Annotated in this window: 17 protein-coding genes and 1 pseudogene; 14 read left to right on the top strand and 4 right to left on the bottom strand. The window is 68.6% G+C overall.

Going from position 1 to position 20,396, the window contains the following annotated elements; genetic code table 11:
* The 10 genes from OHB49_RS12460 (at window position 1) to OHB49_RS12415 (ending at window position 11,366) form a co-directional block, all read left to right on the top strand.
* Complete coding sequence (locus tag OHB49_RS12460; protein ID WP_313939589.1) at window positions 1–774, top strand: DUF3710 domain-containing protein; 774 nt, start codon at window positions 1–3, stop codon at window positions 772–774.
* 333 nt (window positions 775–1,107) lie between these two features.
* Window positions 1,108–1,197: a K(+)-transporting ATPase subunit F gene (gene kdpF, locus OHB49_RS12455; RefSeq protein ID WP_037823947.1), complete on the top strand. Its 90-nt coding sequence runs from the start codon at window positions 1,108–1,110 to the stop codon at window positions 1,195–1,197.
* A 7-nt stretch (window positions 1,198–1,204) separates the two neighbouring features.
* Window positions 1,205–2,869 (top strand): potassium-transporting ATPase subunit KdpA, encoded by a 1,665-nt coding sequence (gene kdpA / locus OHB49_RS12450; protein ID WP_329158345.1) that lies wholly within the window; start codon window positions 1,205–1,207, stop codon window positions 2,867–2,869.
* Window positions 2,866–5,001 (top strand): potassium-transporting ATPase subunit KdpB, encoded by a 2,136-nt coding sequence (gene kdpB / locus OHB49_RS12445; RefSeq protein WP_329160260.1) that lies wholly within the window; start codon window positions 2,866–2,868, stop codon window positions 4,999–5,001. Before kdpA ends, kdpB begins: the two co-directional genes overlap by 4 nt.
* A 16-nt stretch (window positions 5,002–5,017) precedes the next feature.
* Window positions 5,018–5,686 carry a potassium-transporting ATPase subunit C gene (locus tag OHB49_RS12440; RefSeq protein WP_329166454.1) on the top strand — a complete coding sequence of 223 codons (669 nt, stop codon included), beginning with the start codon at window positions 5,018–5,020 and terminating at the stop codon, window positions 5,684–5,686.
* A gap of 157 nt (window positions 5,687–5,843) precedes the next feature.
* A complete protein-coding gene (locus OHB49_RS12435) occupies window positions 5,844–6,596 on the top strand; it encodes an ABC transporter ATP-binding protein (protein WP_329160258.1) in 753 nt (250 codons plus the stop codon).
* A 199-nt stretch (window positions 6,597–6,795) separates the two neighbouring features.
* Window positions 6,796–9,339 (top strand): sensor histidine kinase KdpD, encoded by a 2,544-nt coding sequence (locus OHB49_RS12430; RefSeq protein WP_329160256.1) that lies wholly within the window; start codon window positions 6,796–6,798, stop codon window positions 9,337–9,339.
* Between the two features lie 64 nt (window positions 9,340–9,403).
* Window positions 9,404–10,096 (top strand): response regulator, encoded by a 693-nt coding sequence (locus tag OHB49_RS12425; protein ID WP_030980344.1) that lies wholly within the window; start codon window positions 9,404–9,406, stop codon window positions 10,094–10,096.
* Between the two features lie 109 nt (window positions 10,097–10,205).
* Entirely contained in the window at window positions 10,206–10,613 is a 408-nt protein-coding gene (locus tag OHB49_RS12420) for an OB-fold nucleic acid binding domain-containing protein (RefSeq protein WP_078853134.1), read from the top strand.
* A gap of 3 nt (window positions 10,614–10,616) precedes the next feature.
* Window positions 10,617–11,366 carry a DUF3159 domain-containing protein gene (locus OHB49_RS12415; RefSeq protein ID WP_327239703.1) on the top strand — a complete coding sequence of 250 codons (750 nt, stop codon included), beginning with the start codon at window positions 10,617–10,619 and terminating at the stop codon, window positions 11,364–11,366.
* A 119-nt stretch (window positions 11,367–11,485) separates the two neighbouring features.
* On the opposite strand, the gene OHB49_RS12410 is transcribed toward OHB49_RS12415, so the two are convergent.
* Both OHB49_RS12410 and OHB49_RS12405 read right to left on the bottom strand, forming a co-directional pair.
* Window positions 11,486–12,163 (bottom strand): potassium channel family protein, encoded by a 678-nt coding sequence (locus tag OHB49_RS12410; protein WP_030980341.1) that lies wholly within the window; start codon window positions 12,161–12,163, stop codon window positions 11,486–11,488.
* The gene (locus tag OHB49_RS12405) at window positions 12,163–12,831 is read right to left on the bottom strand and encodes a potassium channel family protein (protein WP_026242838.1); all 669 of its coding nucleotides are present in this window, start codon (window positions 12,829–12,831) and stop codon (window positions 12,163–12,165) included. Before OHB49_RS12405 ends, OHB49_RS12410 begins: the two co-directional genes overlap by 1 nt.
* A 429-nt stretch (window positions 12,832–13,260) precedes the next feature.
* Between OHB49_RS12405 and OHB49_RS12400 the strand changes: the two genes are divergently transcribed.
* The 3 genes and pseudogenes from OHB49_RS12400 to OHB49_RS12390 all read left to right on the top strand — a co-directional run bounded on the left by OHB49_RS12400 (window position 13,261) and on the right by OHB49_RS12390 (window position 17,835).
* Window positions 13,261–15,309 carry an APC family permease gene (locus tag OHB49_RS12400; protein ID WP_329160254.1) on the top strand — a complete coding sequence of 683 codons (2,049 nt, stop codon included), beginning with the start codon at window positions 13,261–13,263 and terminating at the stop codon, window positions 15,307–15,309.
* A gap of 90 nt (window positions 15,310–15,399) precedes the next feature.
* Entirely contained in the window at window positions 15,400–16,758 is a 1,359-nt protein-coding gene (locus OHB49_RS12395; protein WP_329160253.1) for a class I SAM-dependent RNA methyltransferase, read from the top strand.
* Window positions 16,759–17,089: 331 nt separating this feature from the next.
* A pseudogene (locus OHB49_RS12390) lies at window positions 17,090–17,835 on the top strand (transposase family protein).
* A 239-nt stretch (window positions 17,836–18,074) separates the two neighbouring features.
* Here the strand turns inward: OHB49_RS12390 and OHB49_RS12385 are convergent.
* Window positions 18,075–18,500: a hypothetical protein gene (locus tag OHB49_RS12385; protein ID WP_329160251.1), complete on the bottom strand. Its 426-nt coding sequence runs from the start codon at window positions 18,498–18,500 to the stop codon at window positions 18,075–18,077.
* A gap of 425 nt (window positions 18,501–18,925) precedes the next feature.
* On the opposite strand from OHB49_RS12385, the gene OHB49_RS12380 reads away from it, so the two are divergent.
* Window positions 18,926–19,057, top strand: a complete 132-nt coding sequence (locus OHB49_RS12380; RefSeq protein ID WP_329160250.1) for a hypothetical protein — start codon at window positions 18,926–18,928, stop codon at window positions 19,055–19,057.
* Between the two features lie 141 nt (window positions 19,058–19,198).
* Here OHB49_RS12380 and OHB49_RS12375 read toward each other — a convergent pair whose 3' ends face one another.
* Window positions 19,199–20,188 (bottom strand): carbohydrate kinase family protein, encoded by a 990-nt coding sequence (locus OHB49_RS12375; protein ID WP_030980335.1) that lies wholly within the window; start codon window positions 20,186–20,188, stop codon window positions 19,199–19,201.
* Window positions 20,189–20,396: the final 208 nt, after the last annotated feature.

The raw sequence follows: 20,396 nt of genomic DNA, 5'->3' as shown, positions 1-20,396 counted from the left end.
GTGTTCGGACGTCGCAAGAAGAGTGGTTCCGCCGAGGATGTGGCGGACGAAGCGCGCGAGGCCGAGCAGGTCGTCGACGAGCTCGATGACACCGACGCCGCCGAGAGCGGTGCGCGCCGGGTGAATCTCCCGCCGGCGCCGCGGCCGGACGGACCGTGGGACATCGACGAGGTCTCCCAGCCCGGCGAGGGCCGGGTCGACCTGGGCGGCATCTTTGTCCCCGGGGTCGAGGGCATGGAGCTGCGCGTCGAGGTCGCCGGAGACGCGATCGTCGCCGCCACTGTCGTGCTGCGCGACAGCGCGATCCAGCTGCAGGCCTTCGCCGCCCCCAAGAAAGAGGGCATCTGGGGCGAGGTCCGCGAGGAGATCGCCACCGGCATCACCAAGCAGGGCGGGATCATCGACGAGCTCGAGGGCCCGCTGGGCTGGGAGCTGCGGGCACAGGTCCCCGTACAGCTTCCGGACGGGACGAACGGCGTGCAGCTGGTGCGCTTCGTCGGCGTCGACGGGCCCCGCTGGTTCCTGCGCGGAGTGATCTCCGGTCAGGGAGCCGTGCAGCCGGAGGCCGCCGGACTGCTGGAAACGATCTTCCGGGACACCGTGGTCGTCCGTGGCGAGGGCCCGATGGCGCCGCGCGACCCGATCGTCCTCAAGCTCCCCAACGACGCCCAGATGGTGCCCGAGGGTGTGCAGCAGGAGGACCAGGAGGGCTCCAAGTTCTCCGGTGGCATGGGTCAGCTCCAGCGCGGACCCGAGATCACCGAGGTGCGCTGAGTCGCCGACCGCGGCTCGAGACAGCTCAGGCCGGTGGGCCGTACTTCCCCGCAGGGAAGTACGGCCCACCGGCCTTCTGTGTGCCCGCGCGGCGCGCGTACCGGCGCATATATGGGGCGCGTATGAGGCACGTATGGGCGCCGTCAAGGGCGCGCCCCTACCCGTAAGAAAGGCATCAACGCAGGCCACAGGGGCTTCGGACGAGGGTTTGCTCATGAGGTCCGAAAATCCGAATCTCATCTAGGAGCACACGGTGGCCGACATGGCCTTCGTCGTCACCATGATCGCGGTCTTCGCGCTGGTGGCTCTCGTTGCCAAGGGGGTGGCGAAGCTGTGACTGCCGAGAACGTTGTCGGTCTGATCGTGGCCGTCGCTCTGCTGGGCTATCTCGTCCTCGCCCTTCTGTACCCGGAGAGGTTCTGAGCCCGATATGAGCCCCGTCCTTGCTGGTGTGCTCCAGCTGCTCGCGCTCGTGGTGGCGCTGGGTCTGGCGTACCGCCCTCTCGGCGACTACATGGCCGCCGTCTACTCCTCGAAGAAGCATCTGCGGGTCGAGAAGTGGATCTACAAGTCCATCGGTGCGAATCCTGATACGGAGATGCGGTGGCCCGCTTATCTGCGTGGTGTCCTGGCGTTCTCCGCGGTGAGCGTGCTGTTCCTCTATCTGCTGCAGCGTGTCCAGGGCAGTCTGCCCGGCTCGCTCGGCTTCGCCTCGATCGATCCGGACCAGGCGTTCAACACGGCGGCGTCGTTCGTCGCGAACACCAACTGGCAGTCGTACTACGGCGAGCAGGCGATGGGCCATGTCGTGCAGACCGGTGGTCTGGCGGTGCAGAACTTCGTGTCGGCCGCGGTGGGTATCGCTGTCGCGGTCGCGCTGGTGCGGGGCTTTGCCCGTTCGCGTACCGGTGAGCTCGGCAACTTCTGGTCCGACCTGGTGCGGGGCACCGTGCGGATCCTGCTGCCGATCTCGGTGGTGGGTGCGGTTGCCCTGGTGGCGTGCGGTGCGATCCAGAACTTCTCGGGTATCCACGGGGTCGGCCAGTTCCTGGGCGGCTCGCAGCAGTGGAACGGTGGTGCGGTCGCCTCGCAGGAGGCGATCAAGGAGCTGGGTACCAATGGTGGTGGTTACTTCAACGCCAACTCGGCGCATCCGTTCGAGAACCCCAACGGGCTGTCGAACCTTCTTGAGATCTTCCTGATCCTGGTCATTCCGTTCGCGTTGACCCGTACGTTCGGCCGGATGGTGGGCTCCCTGAAGCAGGGGTACGCGATCCTGGCGACGATGGGTGTGATCTGGCTGGGCTTCACCGCGTTGATGATGTGGACGGAGTTCGCCCATCACGGGCCGGCGTTCGACATCGCGGGTGGGGCGATGGAGGGCAAGGAGACCCGGTTCGGGGTCGGCGGTTCGTCGATCTTCGCGGTGGCCACCACGCTGACCTCGACCGGTGCGGTGAACTCCTTCCACTCCTCGTTCACCGGCTTCGGCGGCGGTATCACGATGCTGGGTATGCAGCTCGGTGAGATCGCTCCGGGTGGTACCGGGTCGGGCCTGTACGGCATGTTGATCATGGCGATCATCGCGGTGTTCATCGCGGGTCTGATGGTCGGTCGTACCCCGGAGTACCTCGGCAAGAAGATCGGTACCCGTGAGATCAAGCTTGCGGCGTGCTACATCCTGATCACTCCGGCGCTGGTGCTGTGCTTCACCGCTGCGGCGATGGCTCTGCCCACTCCGGTCAACTCGATGACGAACTCGGGTGCGCACGGGTTCTCCGAGATTCTGTACGCGTACACGTCGGGTGCCAACAACAACGGTTCGGCGTTCGCGGGTCTGAACGCGGACACGCAGTGGTTCAACACCACTATCGGGATCGCGATGCTGTTGGGCCGGTTCCTGCCCATGGTGTTCGTTCTGGCGCTGGCGGGTTCGCTCGCGGAGCAGAAGCCTGTCCCGGCGACCGTGGGCACGCTCGGTACGCACAAGCCGCTCTTCACCGGTCTGCTGGTCGGCACGATCCTGATCGTCACCGGTCTGACCTTCTTCCCCGCGCTGGCACTGGGACCGCTCGCCGAGGGGCTGGCGTCATGACCACTCGAATAGAGAAGCAAGAGGACATCGTGTCCACGACTACTCCCACTCGGGCGCCGCACAGCGACGTGCCCACGGGGCACAAGGATGAAGGGCGTGTCGGCGCAGGTCTGTTCGACCCGAAGCAGCTGCTCAAATCCTTCCCCGACGCGGTACGCAAGCTCGACCCCCGGGTGATGATCAAGTCGCCGGTGATGTTCGTGGTGCTGGTCGGTTCGGTGGTCACCACCGTTCTGGCCGCCATGGACCCGACCGACTGGTTCGGCTGGGCGATCGCCGCGTGGCTCTGGCTCACCACGATCTTCGCCAATCTGGCGGAGGCGGTCGCCGAGGGCCGTGGCAAGGCTCAGGCCGACACGCTGCGCAAGGCCAAGACCGACACCGTCGCGCGCCGGCTGTCCAAGGACGGCAGGACCGAGGAGCAGGTGCCCGGCACCGATCTGCGCATCGGTGACCTGGTGGTCTGCGAGGCGGGCGACATCATCCCCGGCGACGGTGACGTCGTCGAGGGTGTCGCCAGCGTCGACGAGTCGGCCATCACCGGGGAGTCGGCGCCGGTCATCCGGGAGTCGGGTGGCGACCGCTCGGCCGTGACCGGTGGTACGAAGGTGCTCTCCGACCGCGTCGTCATCAAGGTCACCACCAAGCCGGGTGAGACGTTCATCGACCGGATGATCAGTCTGGTCGAGGGTGCCTCCCGGCAGAAGACGCCCAACGAGATCGCGCTGAACATCCTGCTCGCGTCCCTGACCATCGTCTTCCTGCTCGCGGTCGTCACCCTGCAGCCGTTCGCGATCTACGCGGGTGCCAAGCAGTCGATGATCGTGCTGACCGCCCTGCTGGTGTGTCTGATCCCGACCACGATCGGCGCGCTGCTCTCCGCGATCGGTATCGCGGGCATGGACCGCCTCGTCCAGCGCAATGTGCTCGCCATGTCGGGACGCGCCGTCGAGGCCGCCGGCGATGTGTCGACGCTGCTGCTCGACAAGACCGGCACGATCACGCTCGGCAACCGGCAGGCCGCCGAGTTCGTACCCGTCAAGGGCACGACGGAGGCCGAGCTGGCGGACGCCGCACAGCTCTCCTCGCTCGCCGACGAGACGCCCGAGGGCCGCTCCGTCGTCGTACTGGCCAAGGACAAGTACGGGCTTCGCGAGCGTCACCAGGGCGAGCTCGTCGGGGCCGACTGGGTCGGCTTCACCGCACAGACCCGGATGTCGGGTGTGGACGTCGAGGGACGCAGGATCCGCAAGGGTGCGACCGGCTCGGTCGTCGCCTGGGTCGAGGAGCGGGGCGGCACCGTCTCGCCGGACGCCCGCACGCTCACGGACCGGATCTCCCAGGCGGGCGGCACGCCGCTGCTCGTCGCCGTCGACGACGAGCAGGGCGCCCGGGTCCTCGGCGTCATCCATCTCAAGGACGTCGTCAAGGAAGGGATGCGGGAGCGGTTCGACGAGCTGCGCCGGATGGGCATCCGGACCGTGATGATCACCGGTGACAACCCGCTGACCGCGAAGGCCATCGCCGAGGAGGCGGGGGTCGACGACTTCCTCGCCGAGGCCACGCCCGAGGACAAGATGGCCCTCATCAAGCGTGAGCAGGCGGGCGGCAAGCTCGTCGCGATGACCGGTGACGGCACCAACGACGCGCCCGCGCTGGCCCAGGCCGACGTCGGCGTGGCGATGAACACCGGTACCTCGGCCGCCAAGGAGGCCGGGAACATGGTGGACCTGGACTCCAACCCGACCAAGCTCATCGAGATCGTGGAGATCGGCAAGCAGTTGCTGATCACCCGCGGCGCGCTGACGACCTTCTCGATCGCCAACGACGTCGCGAAGTACTTCGCGATCATCCCGGCGATGTTCGCGGTGGTCTACCCGGGCCTGGACAAGCTGAACATCATGCAGCTGTCCTCGCCGGAGTCCGCGATCCTGTCCGCGGTCATCTTCAACGCGCTGATCATCATTGCGCTGGTGCCGCTCGCCCTGAAGGGCGTGCGCTACCGGCCGAGCAGCGCCGACTCGATGCTCCGCCGCAACATCGGGATCTACGGCCTCGGCGGCCTGGTCGCCCCGTTCATCGGCATCAAGATCATCGACCTGCTCATCTCCCTCATTCCCGGAATCGGCTGATCGCGCCATGACCTCCATGAACAACTCCGCAGGAAACACCGTTCGGCTGCTCTGGGCCGGGCTGCGCGCCCTGCTCGTCCTGACGATCGTCTGCGGCGTGATCTACCCGCTCGCCGTCACCGGTGTCGCCCAGGGCATCCTCCCGGGCAAGGCCAACGGGTCCGAGATCACGGCGAACGGCAAGGTCGTCGGCTCCGAACTCATCGGCCAGCGCTACGACCTGCCGCTGAAGAAGGGCGAGGAGACCGCGGCCCCGGACCTCAAGTGGTTCCAGCCGCGCCCGTCCAACGGCCTCGGCAGCAACAGCGTCAACACCCAGTACAAGCTGATCCTTTCCGGTGCGACCAACCGGTCCGGCGACAACAAGGACCTGATCGACTGGGTCACCGCCGCCAAGGCCGCCGTGGTCAAGGACAACTCCGTGCCCGGCCACGCGGTCAGCCCCTCGGCCGTGCCGGCCGACGCCGTCACCTCCTCCGGTTCCGGTCTCGACCCGGACATCTCCCCGCAGTACGCACAGCTCCAGGTACGCCGCGTCGCCGAGCGGAACCACCTCGGCGTCGACCAGGTGGAGAAGCTGGTGGAACAGCACACCGACGGCCGGACCCTCGGTTTCGTGGGGGAGCCCCGGGTCAACGTCCTGAAGCTCAACATCGCACTCAAGGAGCTGGTGAACGGGGGTTGATTCGCCGCCGACGGATGTGCCGGGCCGCCGTGGTCATGCTGTACGGACCACGGCGGCCCGACGCCGTGTCCGCCCGGAGGATCTCGGGCATTGCCCGGCCGTGTGCCTCATGCACATACTGGCGGCCGACGAGGACCAACCACGCATGGGGGAGCGCATGACCGACAGCACCGGCGAAAAGAGCACGGGCGGGCAGGGCGGCACGGCGGTCGCCGAGGACCCGGCCCGCGGGCCGATGGTCCGCATCGAGGACCTGCACCGCTCGTACGGAAGCGGCGCGGGCGCCGTCCACGCGCTGCGCGGGATCTCCTTCGACGTGCCGCGCGGTGAACTCGTCGCACTCAAGGGGCGCTCAGGCTCCGGCAAGACGACCCTGCTGAACCTGGTCGGCGGCCTCGACAGCCCCGACCGCGGCCGGATCACCGTCGACGGCACGGACCTTTCCGAGCTCGGCGAGGACGGGCTGCTGGAGCTGCGCCGGGACCGGATCGGCTTCATCTTCCAGTCGTTCGGCCTGATCCCGATCCTGACCGCCGCGGAGAACGTCGGCGTACCGATGCGGCTGCGCAAGGCGGACCCGCGCGAGCGGGAGGACCGGGTGGCGTTGCTGCTCTCCCTGGTCGGGCTCGGCGACCACGGTGCGCAGCGACCCGGGGAGCTCTCCGGCGGCCAGCAGCAGCGCGTCGCCATCGCTCGTGCGCTCGCCAACCGGCCCGCGCTGCTGATCGCGGACGAGCCGACGGGACAGCTCGACGCGGAGACGGGGCTCGCCGTGATGGAGCTGTTGCGGGCGGTGGTGCGGAGCGAGGGGGTGACCGCGTTGGTGGCGACGCACGATGCGCAGTTGCTGGGGCTGGCGGACCGGGTGCTGGAGCTGAGGGACGGGCTTGTCGCCGAGCAGCACGCGTAGGGGAGGGGTGTCCGGGCTCGTCCGGGCACTTTTTCGTTACCTGTCGTGATATGCGCTGTCTCCCCGTTCAGGGGCATCAGAATTCTGTCAATTCGGTCTCCTGTCCGACCTTGCGTCCCTTTTGTCGTAAATATTCGAGGTAGCTTCGTCAGCGGCTGCCGCATCGGCCGCAGTCGCTCATCTGAAAGACAATGGGGCCATGGCACGCGGCAAGCTTCGGATCTACCTGGGCGCGGCACCGGGCGTCGGCAAGACGTACGCGATGCTCTCCGAGGCCCACCGTCGGGTGGAGCGGGGCACCGACTGCGTCGTCGGGTTCGTGGAACACCACAACCGGCCGCGCACCGAGGTGATGCTGCACGGCCTGGAGCAGGTCCCGCGCCGCGCGATCGAATACCGGGACACCGTCTTCAGCGAGATGGACGTCGACGCGGTCCTGGACCGTGCCCCGGCCGTCGCCCTGGTGGACGAACTGGCCCACACCAATGTGCCGGGCTCCCGCAACGCCAAACGCTGGCAGGACGTCGAAGAGCTCCTCCAGGCGGGCATCGACGTCGTCTCCACCGTCAACATCCAGCACCTGGAGTCGCTCGGCGACGTCGTCGAGTCCATAACCGGCGTGCGGCAGCGTGAGACCGTCCCCGACGAGGTCGTCCGCCGGGCGGACCAGATCGAGCTGGTCGACATGTCACCCCAGGCACTGCGCCGCCGGATGGCCCACGGCAACATCTACAAGCCGGACCGGATCGACGCGTCCCTGTCCAACTACTTCCGCCCGGGCAACCTCACCGCCCTGCGCGAGCTCGCCCTGCTCTGGGTCGCCGACCGGGTCGACGAGTACCTCCAGCAGTACCGCGGCGAACACAACATCAGCACCACCTGGCAGGCTCGCGAACGCATCGTCGTCGGGCTGACCGGCGGACCCGAGGGCCGTACGCTCATCCGCCGCGCGTCCCGGATGGCCGCAAAAGGCTCAGGGGGCGAGATCCTCGCCGTCTACATCGCCCGCAGCGACGGACTGACCTCCGCGTCGCCCAAGGAACTCACCGCTCAGCGCACCCTCGTCGAGGACCTCGGCGGTACGTTCCACCACGTCATCGGCGACGACATACCCTCGGCACTCCTCGCGTTCGCCCGGGGTGTCAACGCCACTCAGATCGTGCTCGGCTCCAGCCGCCGCAAGGCCTGGCAGTACATCTACGGCCCCGGCGTCGGCGCCACCGTCGCCCGCGAGTCCGGCCCCGACCTCGACGTCCACATCGTCACGCACAACGAGGTCGCCAAGGGCCGCGGACTGCCGATCGCCCGCGGCGCCCGGCTCGGCCGGGCCCGGATCATCTGGGGCTGGTTGACCGGGGTCGGCGGTCCGGTCCTGCTCACGCTGCTCCTGACCAGAATGACGAACGGTCCGGGGCTCGCCAACGACGTCCTGCTCTTCCTCTTCATGACGGTCGCAGCAGCCCTGCTCGGCGGGCTGCTGCCCGCCCTCGCGTCCGCGGCCGTCGGCTCGCTGCTGCTGAACTACTGGTTCACCCCGCCGACCCACACCCTGACGGTGCAGGACCCGAGGAACTTGGTCGCCATCGTGATCTTCTTCGCGGTCGCGGTGTCAGTTGCCTCCGTCGTCGACCTGGCGGCCCGCCGTACCCATCAGGCGGCCCGACTGCGAGCCGAGTCCGAGATCCTGTCCTTCCTGGCCGGCAGCGTGCTGCGGGGCGAGACCGCCCTGGACGCCCTGCTGGACCGGGTCCGCGAGACCTTCGCGATGGAGTCCGTGGCGCTCCTCGAGCGGCGCAGCGACGTCGACCCGTGGACCTGTGCGGGCAGTGTCGGCCCTGCGCCCGTCTCCCGCCCCGAGGACGCCGATGTGGACATGCCCGTGGGCGACCACATGGCGCTCGCGCTCTCCGGCCGGGTGCTGCCCGCCGAGGACCGCCGGGTACTCGGCGCGTTCGCCGCCCAGGCCGCCGTCGTACTCGACCGGCAGCGCCTGGTCGGGGAGGCGGAGGAGGCCCGTCGGCTCGCCGAGGGGAACCGGATAAGGACCGCGCTCCTCGCCGCCGTCAGCCACGATCTGCGGACCCCGCTGGCCGCCATCAAGGCCGCCGTCAGCTCGCTGCGCTCCGACGACGTTGCCTGGTCGGAGGCGGATGAGGCGGAGCTCCTCGAAGGCATCGAGAACGGCGCCGACCGGCTCGACCATCTGGTCGGCAACCTCCTCGACATGTCGAGGCTGCAGACCGGCACCGTCACCCCGCTGATCCGCGAGATCGACCTCGACGAGGTGGTCCCGATGGCGCTCGGAGGCGTACCGGAGGGCAGCGTCGACCTGGACATCCCGGAGACGCTGCCGATGGTCGCCGTCGACCCGGGGCTGCTGGAGCGGGCCGTCGCGAACATCGTCGAGAACGCCGTCAAGTACAGCCCCGACGGGGAGCGCGTCACCGTGGCCGCCAGCGCGCTCGGCTCCCGGGTCGAGCTCCGGGTGGCCGACCGCGGTCCCGGCGTCCCCGACGAGGGCAAGGAGCGGATCTTCGAACCCTTCCAGCGTTACGGCGACGCCCCGCGCGGCGCCGGCGTCGGCCTGGGGCTCGCCGTCGCCCGCGGCTTCGTGGAGTCCATGGGCGGCACTCTCGACGCCGAGGACACCCCCGGTGGTGGCATGACCATGGTCCTGACGCTCAAGGCGGTATCGGGATACGTTCCGACCGGTACCGATCTGCCCGCGCAGGCCGTCTCGTGATCGCCGCACTGATACCAGTACCGCTCTCCGTAGCAATTCCGTACAGCAGAAAGGCAGGTTCCCTATGACCCGGGTGCTTGTGGTCGACGACGAGCCGCAGATCGTACGCGCCCTCGTGATCAATCTGAAGGCACGCAAGTACGAGGTGGACGCGGCGCCCGACGGTGCGACCGCCCTCCAGCTCGCCGCCGCGCGCCACCCCGATGTCGTCGTCCTCGACCTCGGACTGCCGGACATGGACGGCGTGGAGGTGATCAGGGGGCTGCGCGGCTGGACCCGGGTGCCGATCCTGGTGCTCTCCGCCCGCCACACCTCCGACGAGAAGGTCGAGGCGCTGGACGCAGGAGCCGACGACTACGTCACCAAGCCGTTCGGCATGGACGAGCTGCTGGCCCGGCTGCGCGCCTCGGTCCGGCGGGCCGAACCGGTCGGCCAGGACGGCGCCGACGACATCGTGATGGTCGAGACCGAGGGGTTCACCGTCGACCTGGCGGCGAAGAAGGTCCAGCGCGAGGGACGCGACGTGCGGCTCACCCCGACCGAGTGGCATCTGCTGGAGGTGCTGGTGCGCAACAGCGGCCGGCTCGTCAGCCAGAAGCAGCTGCTGCAGGAGGTGTGGGGGCCTTCGTACGGCACCGAGACCAACTATCTGCGGGTCTACATGGCCCAGCTCCGGCGCAAGCTGGAGGCGGACCCCTCGCACCCCCGGCACTTCGTCACCGAACCGGGCATGGGTTACCGCTTCGAACGCGGCTGAGCACTGTGCGTGCGTCGGACTGTCGTCAGCTTCGCTCCGTCGCGAGTCGCCCGTCAGGGTGAGAGAACGGACACCTGCCCGGACCACCCAGGCCCGGTACCCTTCGGGTATGAGTGCTGTCCCTCGTTCCGAGAAGGCGGAGCGGCCGTCCGGCCGCTTCCGTCGGATGCTCGACCGGCTGTCCAGCTCCCAGCAAGACCTGGAATCGGAGGAGCTGCAGGAGGACTCGCAGGCATCGGGATGCACGCGGATCTCCGACTGCAACGACCGCCAGATCGTCAAGGTGACTGGTACCTTGCGGACCGTCACCCTGCGGCCGCGCGCCGGAGTGCCCGCCCTGGAAGCGGAGCTCTTCGACGGCACCGCCCCGCTGGACGTGGTCTGGCTGGGCCGGCGTTCCATCGTGGGCATAGAGCCGGGCCGTAAGCTCATCGCCTCCGGCCGGATCGCCATGAGTCACGGACGCCGGGTGCTGTTCAACCCCAAATACGAACTCCGACCGCTCGGCAAGGAGTAGCCGGTGACGTCTCTCGACAAGCCGACACCCGATACGGACCGCACCGACCAGCAGGAGGCCGACGCGAAGGCGGTCACCGAAGCCGCGCTCTTCGAGGCGTTCGGCGGCATCCGGGGGATGGTGGAGACAGTCCTGCCCGGGCTGCTCTTCGTCACGATCTTCACCATCAACAAGGATCTGCACACCTCGGCCATCGCGGCCCTGGCCGTGTCCCTGGTCCTCGTCGCCGTACGGCTGATCCGCAAGGACACCGTCAAGCACGCCTTCAGCGGGGTCTTCGGCGTCGCCTTCGGTGTGGTCTTCGCGATGATGACGGGCAACGCCAAGGACTTCTACCTGCCCGGCATGATCTACACGCTGGGGCTGGCCCTCGCCTACATCGTCACGACGATCGCCGGGGTGCCGCTGATAGGGCTGATCCTCGGGCCGGTCTTCAAGGAGAACCTCTCCTGGCGCACCCGGAACCCCGGCCGAAAGAAGGCGTACGCCAAGGCCAGCTGGGCCTGGGGTCTGATACTGCTCGCCAAGTGCGCGATCCTCTTCCCGCTCTACTGGTGGGCCGACACCGCCCAGCTCGGCTGGGTCCTGGTCGCCCTGAAGATCCCGCCGTTCCTGCTCGCGGTGTACCTGACCTGGGTCTTCCTCGCCAAGGCGCCGCCGCCCATCGACGTCTTCGCCGAGATGGAGGCGGAGGAGCAGGCCGAGAAGGCCCGCAAGGAGGAAGCCGCCGCGGCCCGCAACACCGAGGCCTGACCGGCAGCCACAGCGAAGGGGCCCGGAACCGTGACATACGGTTCCGGGCCCCTTCGTCGTACGGGGTGTCGTGCGGGCCGACGTACCGAAGGCGTGGCCGGTCAGCCGGCCGGCCGTCCTCAGTCGTCGGTGACCTCGCGACGCACCGACAGCAGGTCCTCCAGCTGCTCCTCGCGCGCCTGGGCGGCCACGAACAGCAGCTCGTCACCGGCCTCCAGCGTCTCCTCCGAGCCCGGGGTCAGCACCCGCGTACCGCGGATGATGGTGACCAGCGAGGTGTCCTCGGGCCACGCCACATCGCCGACCTGGGTACCGGCCAGCGCCGACTCCGGGGGCAGCGTCAGTTCGACCAGGTTGGCGTCGCCGTGGCTGAAGCGCAGCAGCCGGACCAGATCGCCGACGCTCACCGCCTCCTCGACGAGTGCGGACATCAGACGCGGCGTGGAGACCGCGACATCGACGCCCCAGGACTCGTTGAACAGCCACTCGTTCTTCGGGTTGTTGACCCGGGCGACGACCCGAGGCACGCCGTACTCGGTCTTCGCGAGCAGCGAGACGACCAGGTTCACCTTGTCGTCGCCGGTCGCGGCGATCACCACGTTGCAGCGCTGGAGCGCCGCCTCGTCCAGCGAGGTGATCTCGCAGGCATCCGCGAGCAGCCACTCGGCCATGGGCACCCGCTCCACCGAAATGGCGGTCGGCGCCTTGTCCACGAGAAGCACCTCGTGGCCGTTCTCCAGCAGCTCGCCGGCGATGGAGCGGCCCACCGCGCCGGCCCCGGCAATCGCGACACGCATCAGTGACCGCCCTCCTCAGGACCCTCGGCGAAGGCCGCCTCGACCTTCGCGATCTCGTCCGTACGCATCATCACGTGGACGAGATCGCCCTCCTGCAGCACCGTCTGCGACGACGGCAGAATGGCTTCGCCCAGTCGGGTGAGGAACGCCACGCGGACGCCCGTCTCCTCCTGCAGCGTGCTGATCTTGTGTCCGATCCAGGACGGGGTGGTGTGCACCTCGGCGAGCTGAACACCGCCGCTCGGGTCGCGCCACAGCGGCTCGGCGCCCGAGGGCAGCAGCCGCCGCAGCATCTGGTCCGCCGTCCAGCGCACGGTGGCGACCGTGGGGATGCCGAGGCGCTGGTAGACCTCGGCGCGCCGCGGGTCGTAGATCCGCGCCGCGACGTTCTCGATGCCGAACATCTCGCGGGCCACCCGGGCGGCGATGATGTTCGAGTTGTCGCCGCTGCTCACCGCGGCGAACGCGCCGGCCTCCTCGATACCCGCCTCACGGAGGGTGTCCTGGTCGAAACCGACGCCGGTGACGCGCCGGCCACCGAACCCCGACCCGAGACGGCGGAACGCCGTGGGGTCCTGGTCGATCACGGCGACCGTGTGCCCCTGCTGCTCCAGGGTCTGCGCGAGAGCGGCTCCTACTCGCCCGCAGCCCATGATGACGATGTGCACCTTGCGCCTACCTCGCAGTCCTGGTCGTCCGGCTGACCTGCGAAAACACCCTGCTCACACTCTTTCCTCGGCTTGCCGGGCAAACAACGGGGCAACGATTTTCGGCGTTGCCCGGGATGAGCTTATGCGGCCACCGACGCGTTGCCTCATTCGAGTGTGCTTTCGCCACGTCCGTAGCTGCAAAGGCGCGGTAAAGGGGAGCGGGTGACGGAACAGCGGGAAGGGAGATCCACTGGAACGCCACCGTCCGGTACACCACGTCTCCGTGGCCGACCGGGACGGAACGGTTACAGCGCGCTCATGCCATAAGGGGGGAGTGCAAGGATTCCGTTAAGGATTCCGTGCCGATTCCGGCTGAGTGCAGGAGATTGCAGGACCGCAGGGGTGGTGTGTGGGCGGCCTCCATACGGAACCCTTACGATCCTCAGCGTGTCCAAACTGACCGACGTGCCCAAACGGATCCTGATCGGCCGGGCCTTGCGCAGCGACAAGCTGGGGGAAACGCTCCTCCCCAAGCGCATCGCCCTCCCCGTCTTCGCATCCGACCCGCTGTCCTCGGTGGCGTACGCACCAGGAGAAGTCCTCCTCGTGCTGTCCATCGCGGGCGTGTCGGCCTACCACTTCAGCCCGTGGATCGCGGCCGCCGTCGTGGTCCTGATGTTCACGGTCGTCGCCTCGTACCGGCAGAACGTGCATGCCTACCCGAGCGGCGGCGGCGACTACGAGGTCGCCACCACCAACCTCGGTCCCAAGGCCGGTCTGACCGTCGCCAGCGCCCTGCTGGTGGACTACGTCCTGACCGTGGCCGTGTCGATCGCCTCCGGCGTGGAGAACCTCGGCTCCGCGATCCCGTTCGTCGTCGAGCACAAGACGCTCTGCGCGATCGCGGCCATCGTGCTGCTGACCCTGATGAACCTGCGGGGCGTCAAGGAGTCCGGCAAGCTCTTCGCCATCCCCACGTATCTTTTCGTGGCCGGCGTCTTCGTCATGATCGTCTGGGGCGCGTTCCGCGGTCTTGTCCTCGGCGACACCATGCACGCCCCGACCTCGGACTACGAGATCAAGCCCGAGCACCAGGGCCTGGCCGGCTTCGCCCTCGTCTTCCTGCTGCTGCGGGCGTTCTCCTCCGGCTGTGCGGCGCTGACCGGCGTCGAGGCGATCAGCAATGGTGTGCCCGCCTTCCGCAAGCCGAAGAGCAAGAACGCCGCGACCACGCTCGCGATGATGGGCCTGCTGGCCGTCACGATGTTCTGCGGCATCATCGGCCTGGCCATGGCCACCGATGTGAAGATGGCCGAGAACCCGGCCCAGGACCTGATCCACAACGGCGCCGCCGTCGGTTCGAGCTTCGTCCAGGACCCGGTGATCTCCCAGGTGGCGGCCGCCGTCTTCGGTGACGGCTCGTTCCTCTTCATCATCCTCGCCGGGGCCACCGCACTCGTGCTCTTCCTGGCCGCCAACACCGCGTACAACGGCTTCCCGCTGCTCGGCTCGATCCTCGCCCAGGACCGGTACCTGCCCCGCCAGCTGCACACCCGCGGCGACCGGCTCGCCTTCTCCAACGGCATCGTGCTGCTGGCCGGCGCGGCCATCCTGCTCACCTGGATCTACGGCGCCGACTCGACCCGGCTGATCCAGCTGTACATCGTCGGTGTGTTCGTCTCCTTCACCCTCAGCCAGACCGGCATGGTCCGGCACTGGAACCGTCATCTGAGGACCGAGAAGGATCCGGCCAAGCGCCGCCACATGATCCGCTCCCGCGCGATCAACACTTTCGGCGCGTTCTTCACAGGCCTGGTGCTCGTCGTCGTACTCGCCACCAAATTCACCCACGGCGCCTGGGTGGCGCTGCTCGGCATGGTGATCTTCTACGGGACGATGACCGCGATCCGCAGGCACTACGACCGCGTCGCCGAGGAGATCGCCGCCGACGAGGCCCCCTCCGACGACAGCATGAAGCCCTCCCGGGTCCACTCGATCGTCCTGGTCTCCAAGCTGCACCGGCCCACGCTGCGCGCGCTCGCGTACGCCAAGCTGATCCGCTCCGACCATCTGGAGGCGCTGTCCATCAGCGTCGACCCGGCCGAGACCAAGGCGCTGAAGGCGGACTGGGAGCGGCGCGGCATCAACATCCCGCTGAAGATCCTCGACTCCCCGTACCGCGAGGTGACCCGGCCGGTCATCGACTACGTGAAGGGGCTGCGCCGGGAGAGCCCGCGCGACGTGGTCAGTGTCTACATCCCGGAGTACGTGGTCGGCCACTGGTACGAGCATCTGCTGCACAACCAGAGCGCCCTGCGCCTCAAGGGGCGGCTGCTGTTCACCCCGGGTGTGATGGTGACGTCGGTCCCGTACCAGCTGGAGTCCTCCGAGGCCGCGAAGAAGCGCGCCAGGAAGCGTGCGGAATGGAACGCTCCCGGATCGGTCCGCCGGGGCCCCGTGGAGCGCAGGGCCAAGGAGCCAAGCAGCAAGAGCTGACACGCTTGTGGTAAGCGGCCGGACGACACCCACGTAGACTGGTGGGCTGTTGTCCGGCCGTTTCCCTTTGATCCCTGGAGCCACCCCCTCATGCAGAACGAATCCACCTCGTCGCCGGCCGAGGACTCGCAGACCGGGGACTCACTGATCGGCGAGGAATACGAGGTCGAGGTGGGCCCCGTCGCCCACGGCGGCCACTGCATCGCCCGTACCTCGGAGGGCCAGGTCCTCTTCGTACGGCACACGCTCCCCGGCGAAAAGGTCATCGCCCGGATCACCGACGGCGACAAGGACTCCCGCTTCCTGCGCGCCGACGCCGTCACGATCATCGAACCGTCCAAGGACCGCGTCGAGGCGCCCTGCCCGTACGCCGGCCCCGGCAAGTGCGGCGGCTGCGACTGGCAGCACGCCAAGCCCGGCGCCCAGCGCCGGCTCAAGGGCGAAGTCATCGCCGAACAGCTCCAGCGCCTCGCCGGGCTCACCCCCGAAGAGGCCGGCTGGGACGGCACGGTCATGCCGGCCGAGGGCGACAAGCTCCCGAAGGGCGAGGTGCCCGCCTGGCGCACCCGCGTCCAGTACGCCATCGACGAGGACGGCCGCGCCGGCCTGCGCAAGCACCGCTCGCACGACGTCGAGCCGATCGAGCACTGCATGATCGCGGCGCCCGGCGTCTCGGAACTCGGCATCGAGAAGCGCGACTGGACCGGCATGGCCTCGGTGGAAGCCATCACCGCCACCGGCTCCAACGACCGCCAGGTCATCCTCACCCCGAAGCCCGGCGCCCGGCTGCCGCTCGTCGAGCTCGACAAGCCGGTCTCCGTCCTGCGCGTCGACGAACACGACGGCGGCATCCACCGGGTCCACGGCCGCGGCTTCGTCCGCGAACGCGCCGACGACCGCACGTACCGCGTCGGCTCGGGCGGCTTCTGGCAGGTCCACCCGCAGGCTGCCAACACCCTCGTCCGCGCGGTCATGCAGGGCCTCCTGCCCCGCAAGAACGACATGGCCCTCGATCTCTACTGCGGCGTCGGCCTGTTCGCCGGCGCCATCGGTCAGCGCATCGGCGAGAAGGGCGCGGTCCTCGGCATCGAGTCCGGCAAGCGCGCCGTCGAGGACGCCCGCCACAACCTCCAGGACCTCGACCGGGTCCGCATCGAGCACGGCAAGGTCGACCAGATCCTGCCCCGCACCGGCATCACCGAGTGCGACCTGATCGTCCTCGACCCGCCGCGCGCGGGCGCGGGCAAGCAGACGGTGAAGCACCTCGCCGGCCTCGGCGCCCGCCGCATCGCCTACGTCGCCTGCGACCCGGCGGCACTCGCGCGCGACCTGGCGTACTTCCGCGAGGGCGGCTACAAGGTGCGGACGCTGCGGGCGTTCGACCTGTTCCCGATGACCTCGCACGTGGAGTGTGTGGCGATTCTTGAGCCGGCTCAGAAGGGCCTCTGACCTGCGGTTCTTCGCATGTTGTCGGCTTGCCCGACCTGTTTCCGGGCAAGCAACGGGTGGCGCGGTCGGCGTAGCTGCGGAGGCGGTCTGACCTGCGAGTTCCACCCATGCCGTGCTGACCCCGCCCCTGGCCATCGGGATGGTCCGTACGTCGATCACGATCCTCGCCGAGTTGCACGCCACGCCACGCCCCGGGATTACGGCCACGAGCGAATGAGCGTTTTCAGCGTGGTCACCGATGGGGTGACGGCGGCGAGGGGGCAACGGCACGAGGCACCCGTGCCGTTGAGGGAGGTGTTCGAAGTCTCAACTCACCAGCGCAGGTGCCTCGTTGGTCCCCTATCCTGCCGCACTCGACCTGCCTCATGCGCTGGTCGAGTGGGTCACCATGCTCATCGTCACCCGCGAGGGTGACCGCCGCTGCAAGCTTTTGCCGCCCAACGCGCGCTTGTCGGTCTTTTGTACCTGCGCAAGCACGACACCCTGGCCCAGATAGCGGCCGGGTTCGGCATCTCGGTCGGCACCGCCCACGCCTACACGGCCGCGGTGATCGATCTCCTGGCCGCGCGGGCGCCCGGCCTGCTCAAGGTCCTGCGCGAGCACGCACCGGAGTACGCACTGCTCGACGGGACGCTCGCCGAGTGCGACCGGGTGGGCGACGGCCGGGCCGACTACTCGCACAAGCACCGTCGCCACGGCGTGAACGTGCAGGTCGTGACCGACCCGGCTGTGCGGGTGCTGTGGATCTCGCCGGCCTTGCCAGGCCGGTGCCATGACCTGACCGCGGCCCGCACCACAGGATCATCCGGATCTGCGAACGCCAGGGCGTGGCCGTTCTGGCCGACCGCGCCTACCAGGGCGCCAGCCCCTGGGTAACCACCGGGCGCAGACGGCCGCCCGGCGGGCAGTTGACCCCCACAGCAGACGACCCACCGGGCGCTGGCCTCCTCCTGGGCACCCGTCGAACAGGGCATGGCACTGCTGAAGTCCTGGCGGATCTTCCGAGGACCCCGGATCAGCCCCAACCGCATGACGTCAGTCGCCAAGACCGTCCTCACCCTGGCGAGGCAACGCTGAAAATGCTCACTGACAAGGGGGAGCTGCGTGCAGCCGAATGACAGGGCGGCGACAGTGAGGCGGACGCGACTGGGTTCGCTGTCAAACGCCTCGCTTGAATGACGAGGGACAGCAGTTGTCCGGTGGCAACGAACCCAGTCGTCGTCTCAAGGAAGTGAGGCGACTGACACACTGGCCTGGGCAAGGAGGCCGGGCCCTCCGCCCGCCAGCAGACCGCGGACACAGAGAAGACGATCCGCTCAATGCGCGGCGACAACGCCATTGAGCTCCGCGCTCGCTGCCTCAGTGAACTTCTTGAGAGCCGGATAGACCTTGTCGTGCTCAGACAGGACGTTGCGCATGGCGGCATCGATACCTGTTCTCGTCGCGGCCGCGCTGTAGTGGACATCACAAACGGCCACCATTGCCTCGGTGCCGGCGTCGGAAACGGGTTCGGGCCCCTCTAGTTCGACGACAGCGGCACGCGCCAGAACCTCTTTGATCGGGACATCCGCTACCAACTCCAGCGTGCGCCTGTTTAGGTCCTCCGGGGTGTAACTCACCCCAGCTGCCTGTAACTCGGCCCGAGCCAACTTTTCGCAAGCCCCAACCTCAGCCTCACGCTCGTAGACATGCAATGCGGCCAGAAGACTCGCATAGGCGTCGCGCTGATGCTGTCGGCGCACTGCGTCTACCGGCCCTCGTTGAGCCCCCCGCCCCTGCACTAGCCCGGCAGCGAAGGCAGCACCAGCCGCGGTGATAGCTACAGGGGCGGTAATGAGAGCAGCCGTCACAGCAGGATCCATGAGTCTGATCCTGTCCCACACCGCGCACGCCCAACAGGGCTTTCGCCACACCCAGTGGCCGTTGACTGGAAAGCGAGTCGAGCAGACCCCGACCTGGGGCGACTGTGTTGAATGAGACGGGAGGCCAGTCGCCTCGCTTCCTTGAGACGACGACTGGGTTCGTTGATGTAGGTTCTCGCGACTTGCGGCAGAGAGCATCGCGCTGACCAGTTGTTCTCCGGACCGTCTCACGCGGCGGACGGGTGCTTTTGTCTCAGGATGGTGGCGCTTTCCTAGCCTGGGCAGAGGACGGCGATCCGCATGGCATGTCCGGGCAGATGGGCGACGTAAGTCCTTTCCCGGTCCAGTGGTTGCTCGCCTCCGGCTCGGTCGCCATGGCCGCTGTGGGCCCCGTCATCACCGCGCTCCTCGCCGACCTCGCCGATAGCCGCGCCTGATCTCAAGCACCGCTCGGCTCCCCGGCGCTCCGGCCTCGCAACACCGGCGACGCCGCGGCAACAGCGCGTACGGGGTGCCGGGAGTTTGGATTCGGCGCCCCCGTTCCCGCAGTCATGGCTGCGGGAACGGGCGTGCCGCGTTCAGGCATGGGGCAGGAGCCCATCCACCCCGGCTTTCAGCCCCACTGCATCCGCCAGAGGCGGGTTCGCGCCGGGGACTGAGCAGGTCAGGGCGGCGACGCGAGTGGCGAAGGAGCAGGCGTCGGTCAGGTCTTCGAGGCTCAGTGCGTCGAGTCGGCCGCCGAGGTGGCCGAGGGCGGCGAGCCGGTGGAGCAGGCCCGCGGTGAAGGAGTCCCCGGCGCCGACGGTGTCGACGACGTCGATGGCCGGGGCCGCGACGGTGACGCGGAGACCGTCGAGGGAGGCGAGGGCGCCCCGTCCGCCCAAGGTGATGACGACGAGGCGCGCGCCGGCGGCGTGCCAGGTGTCGCACGCCTCCTCGGCGCCAGCACCGGGCAGGAGCAGCGCGAGGTCGTCCTCGCTGAGGCGAAGGATGTCGGCGAGGGCGCACCAGTGGGGGAGCCGTTCGCGGTAGGCGGCGGGGGGTACGAGCAGGGGGCGGACGTTGGGGTCGATGGACACGGTGACGTGCTCGCGTGCCTGGGCGAGGTGGTCCTCGATGCGGGTGCCGCCGGGTTGGCGTATGAGTGCCAGGGAGCCCGTGTGCAGGCAGGCCGCGTCGTCCTGCTGGGTGGCGGCGAGTTCGTCGGTGGTCCACTGCCAGTCGGCGGCGCTGTCGGCGTAGAAGGTGTAGGTGGCCTGGCCGGAGTCGTCGAGGTCGGCGACGGCGAGGGTGCTGGGCTCGGGAGCGGTCACGCTGCCGGTCAGATCGACGCCGGAGGCGCTGAGGCGGGCACGGAAGAGGGTGCCGAAGACGTCGTGGGAGAACCGGCCGAGGAAGCGGGTGGGGGTGCCGAGCCGGGCGAGAGCGACGGCGGTGTTGGCGGGGCCGCCACCGGGCAGGGCCCGCAGTGCGAGTTCATCGGAGCTGGACCGGGCGGGGTCGGTGAAGGCGTCGGCGACGCACTCGCCGAGGACGGTGACACTGACGGGGGCCTGGGGTCGGGCCATGGTGACTGTCTGCCTCTCTCAGGAAGCGCGGGTGGCGAAGGGCACCGGGACGGTGGCCTGATGCAGCCCATTGCGCAGGTATTGACATGCCGCTCAAGACGGACGTAACTTCCCTGCCACAAGGAAGTAACACGCGTTATTAAAGCGCGAAACTGGAGGCGGTGTCTCGTCTCCGGCTAGCCGAAAGGGACTGGAAGTGGCCACGAAC

The sequence above is a fragment of the Streptomyces sp. NBC_01717 genome (genome assembly GCF_036248255.1).
GTDB lineage: Bacteria > Actinomycetota > Actinomycetes > Streptomycetales > Streptomycetaceae > Streptomyces.
This window is presented reverse-complemented; position numbering and strand designations above follow the sequence as displayed.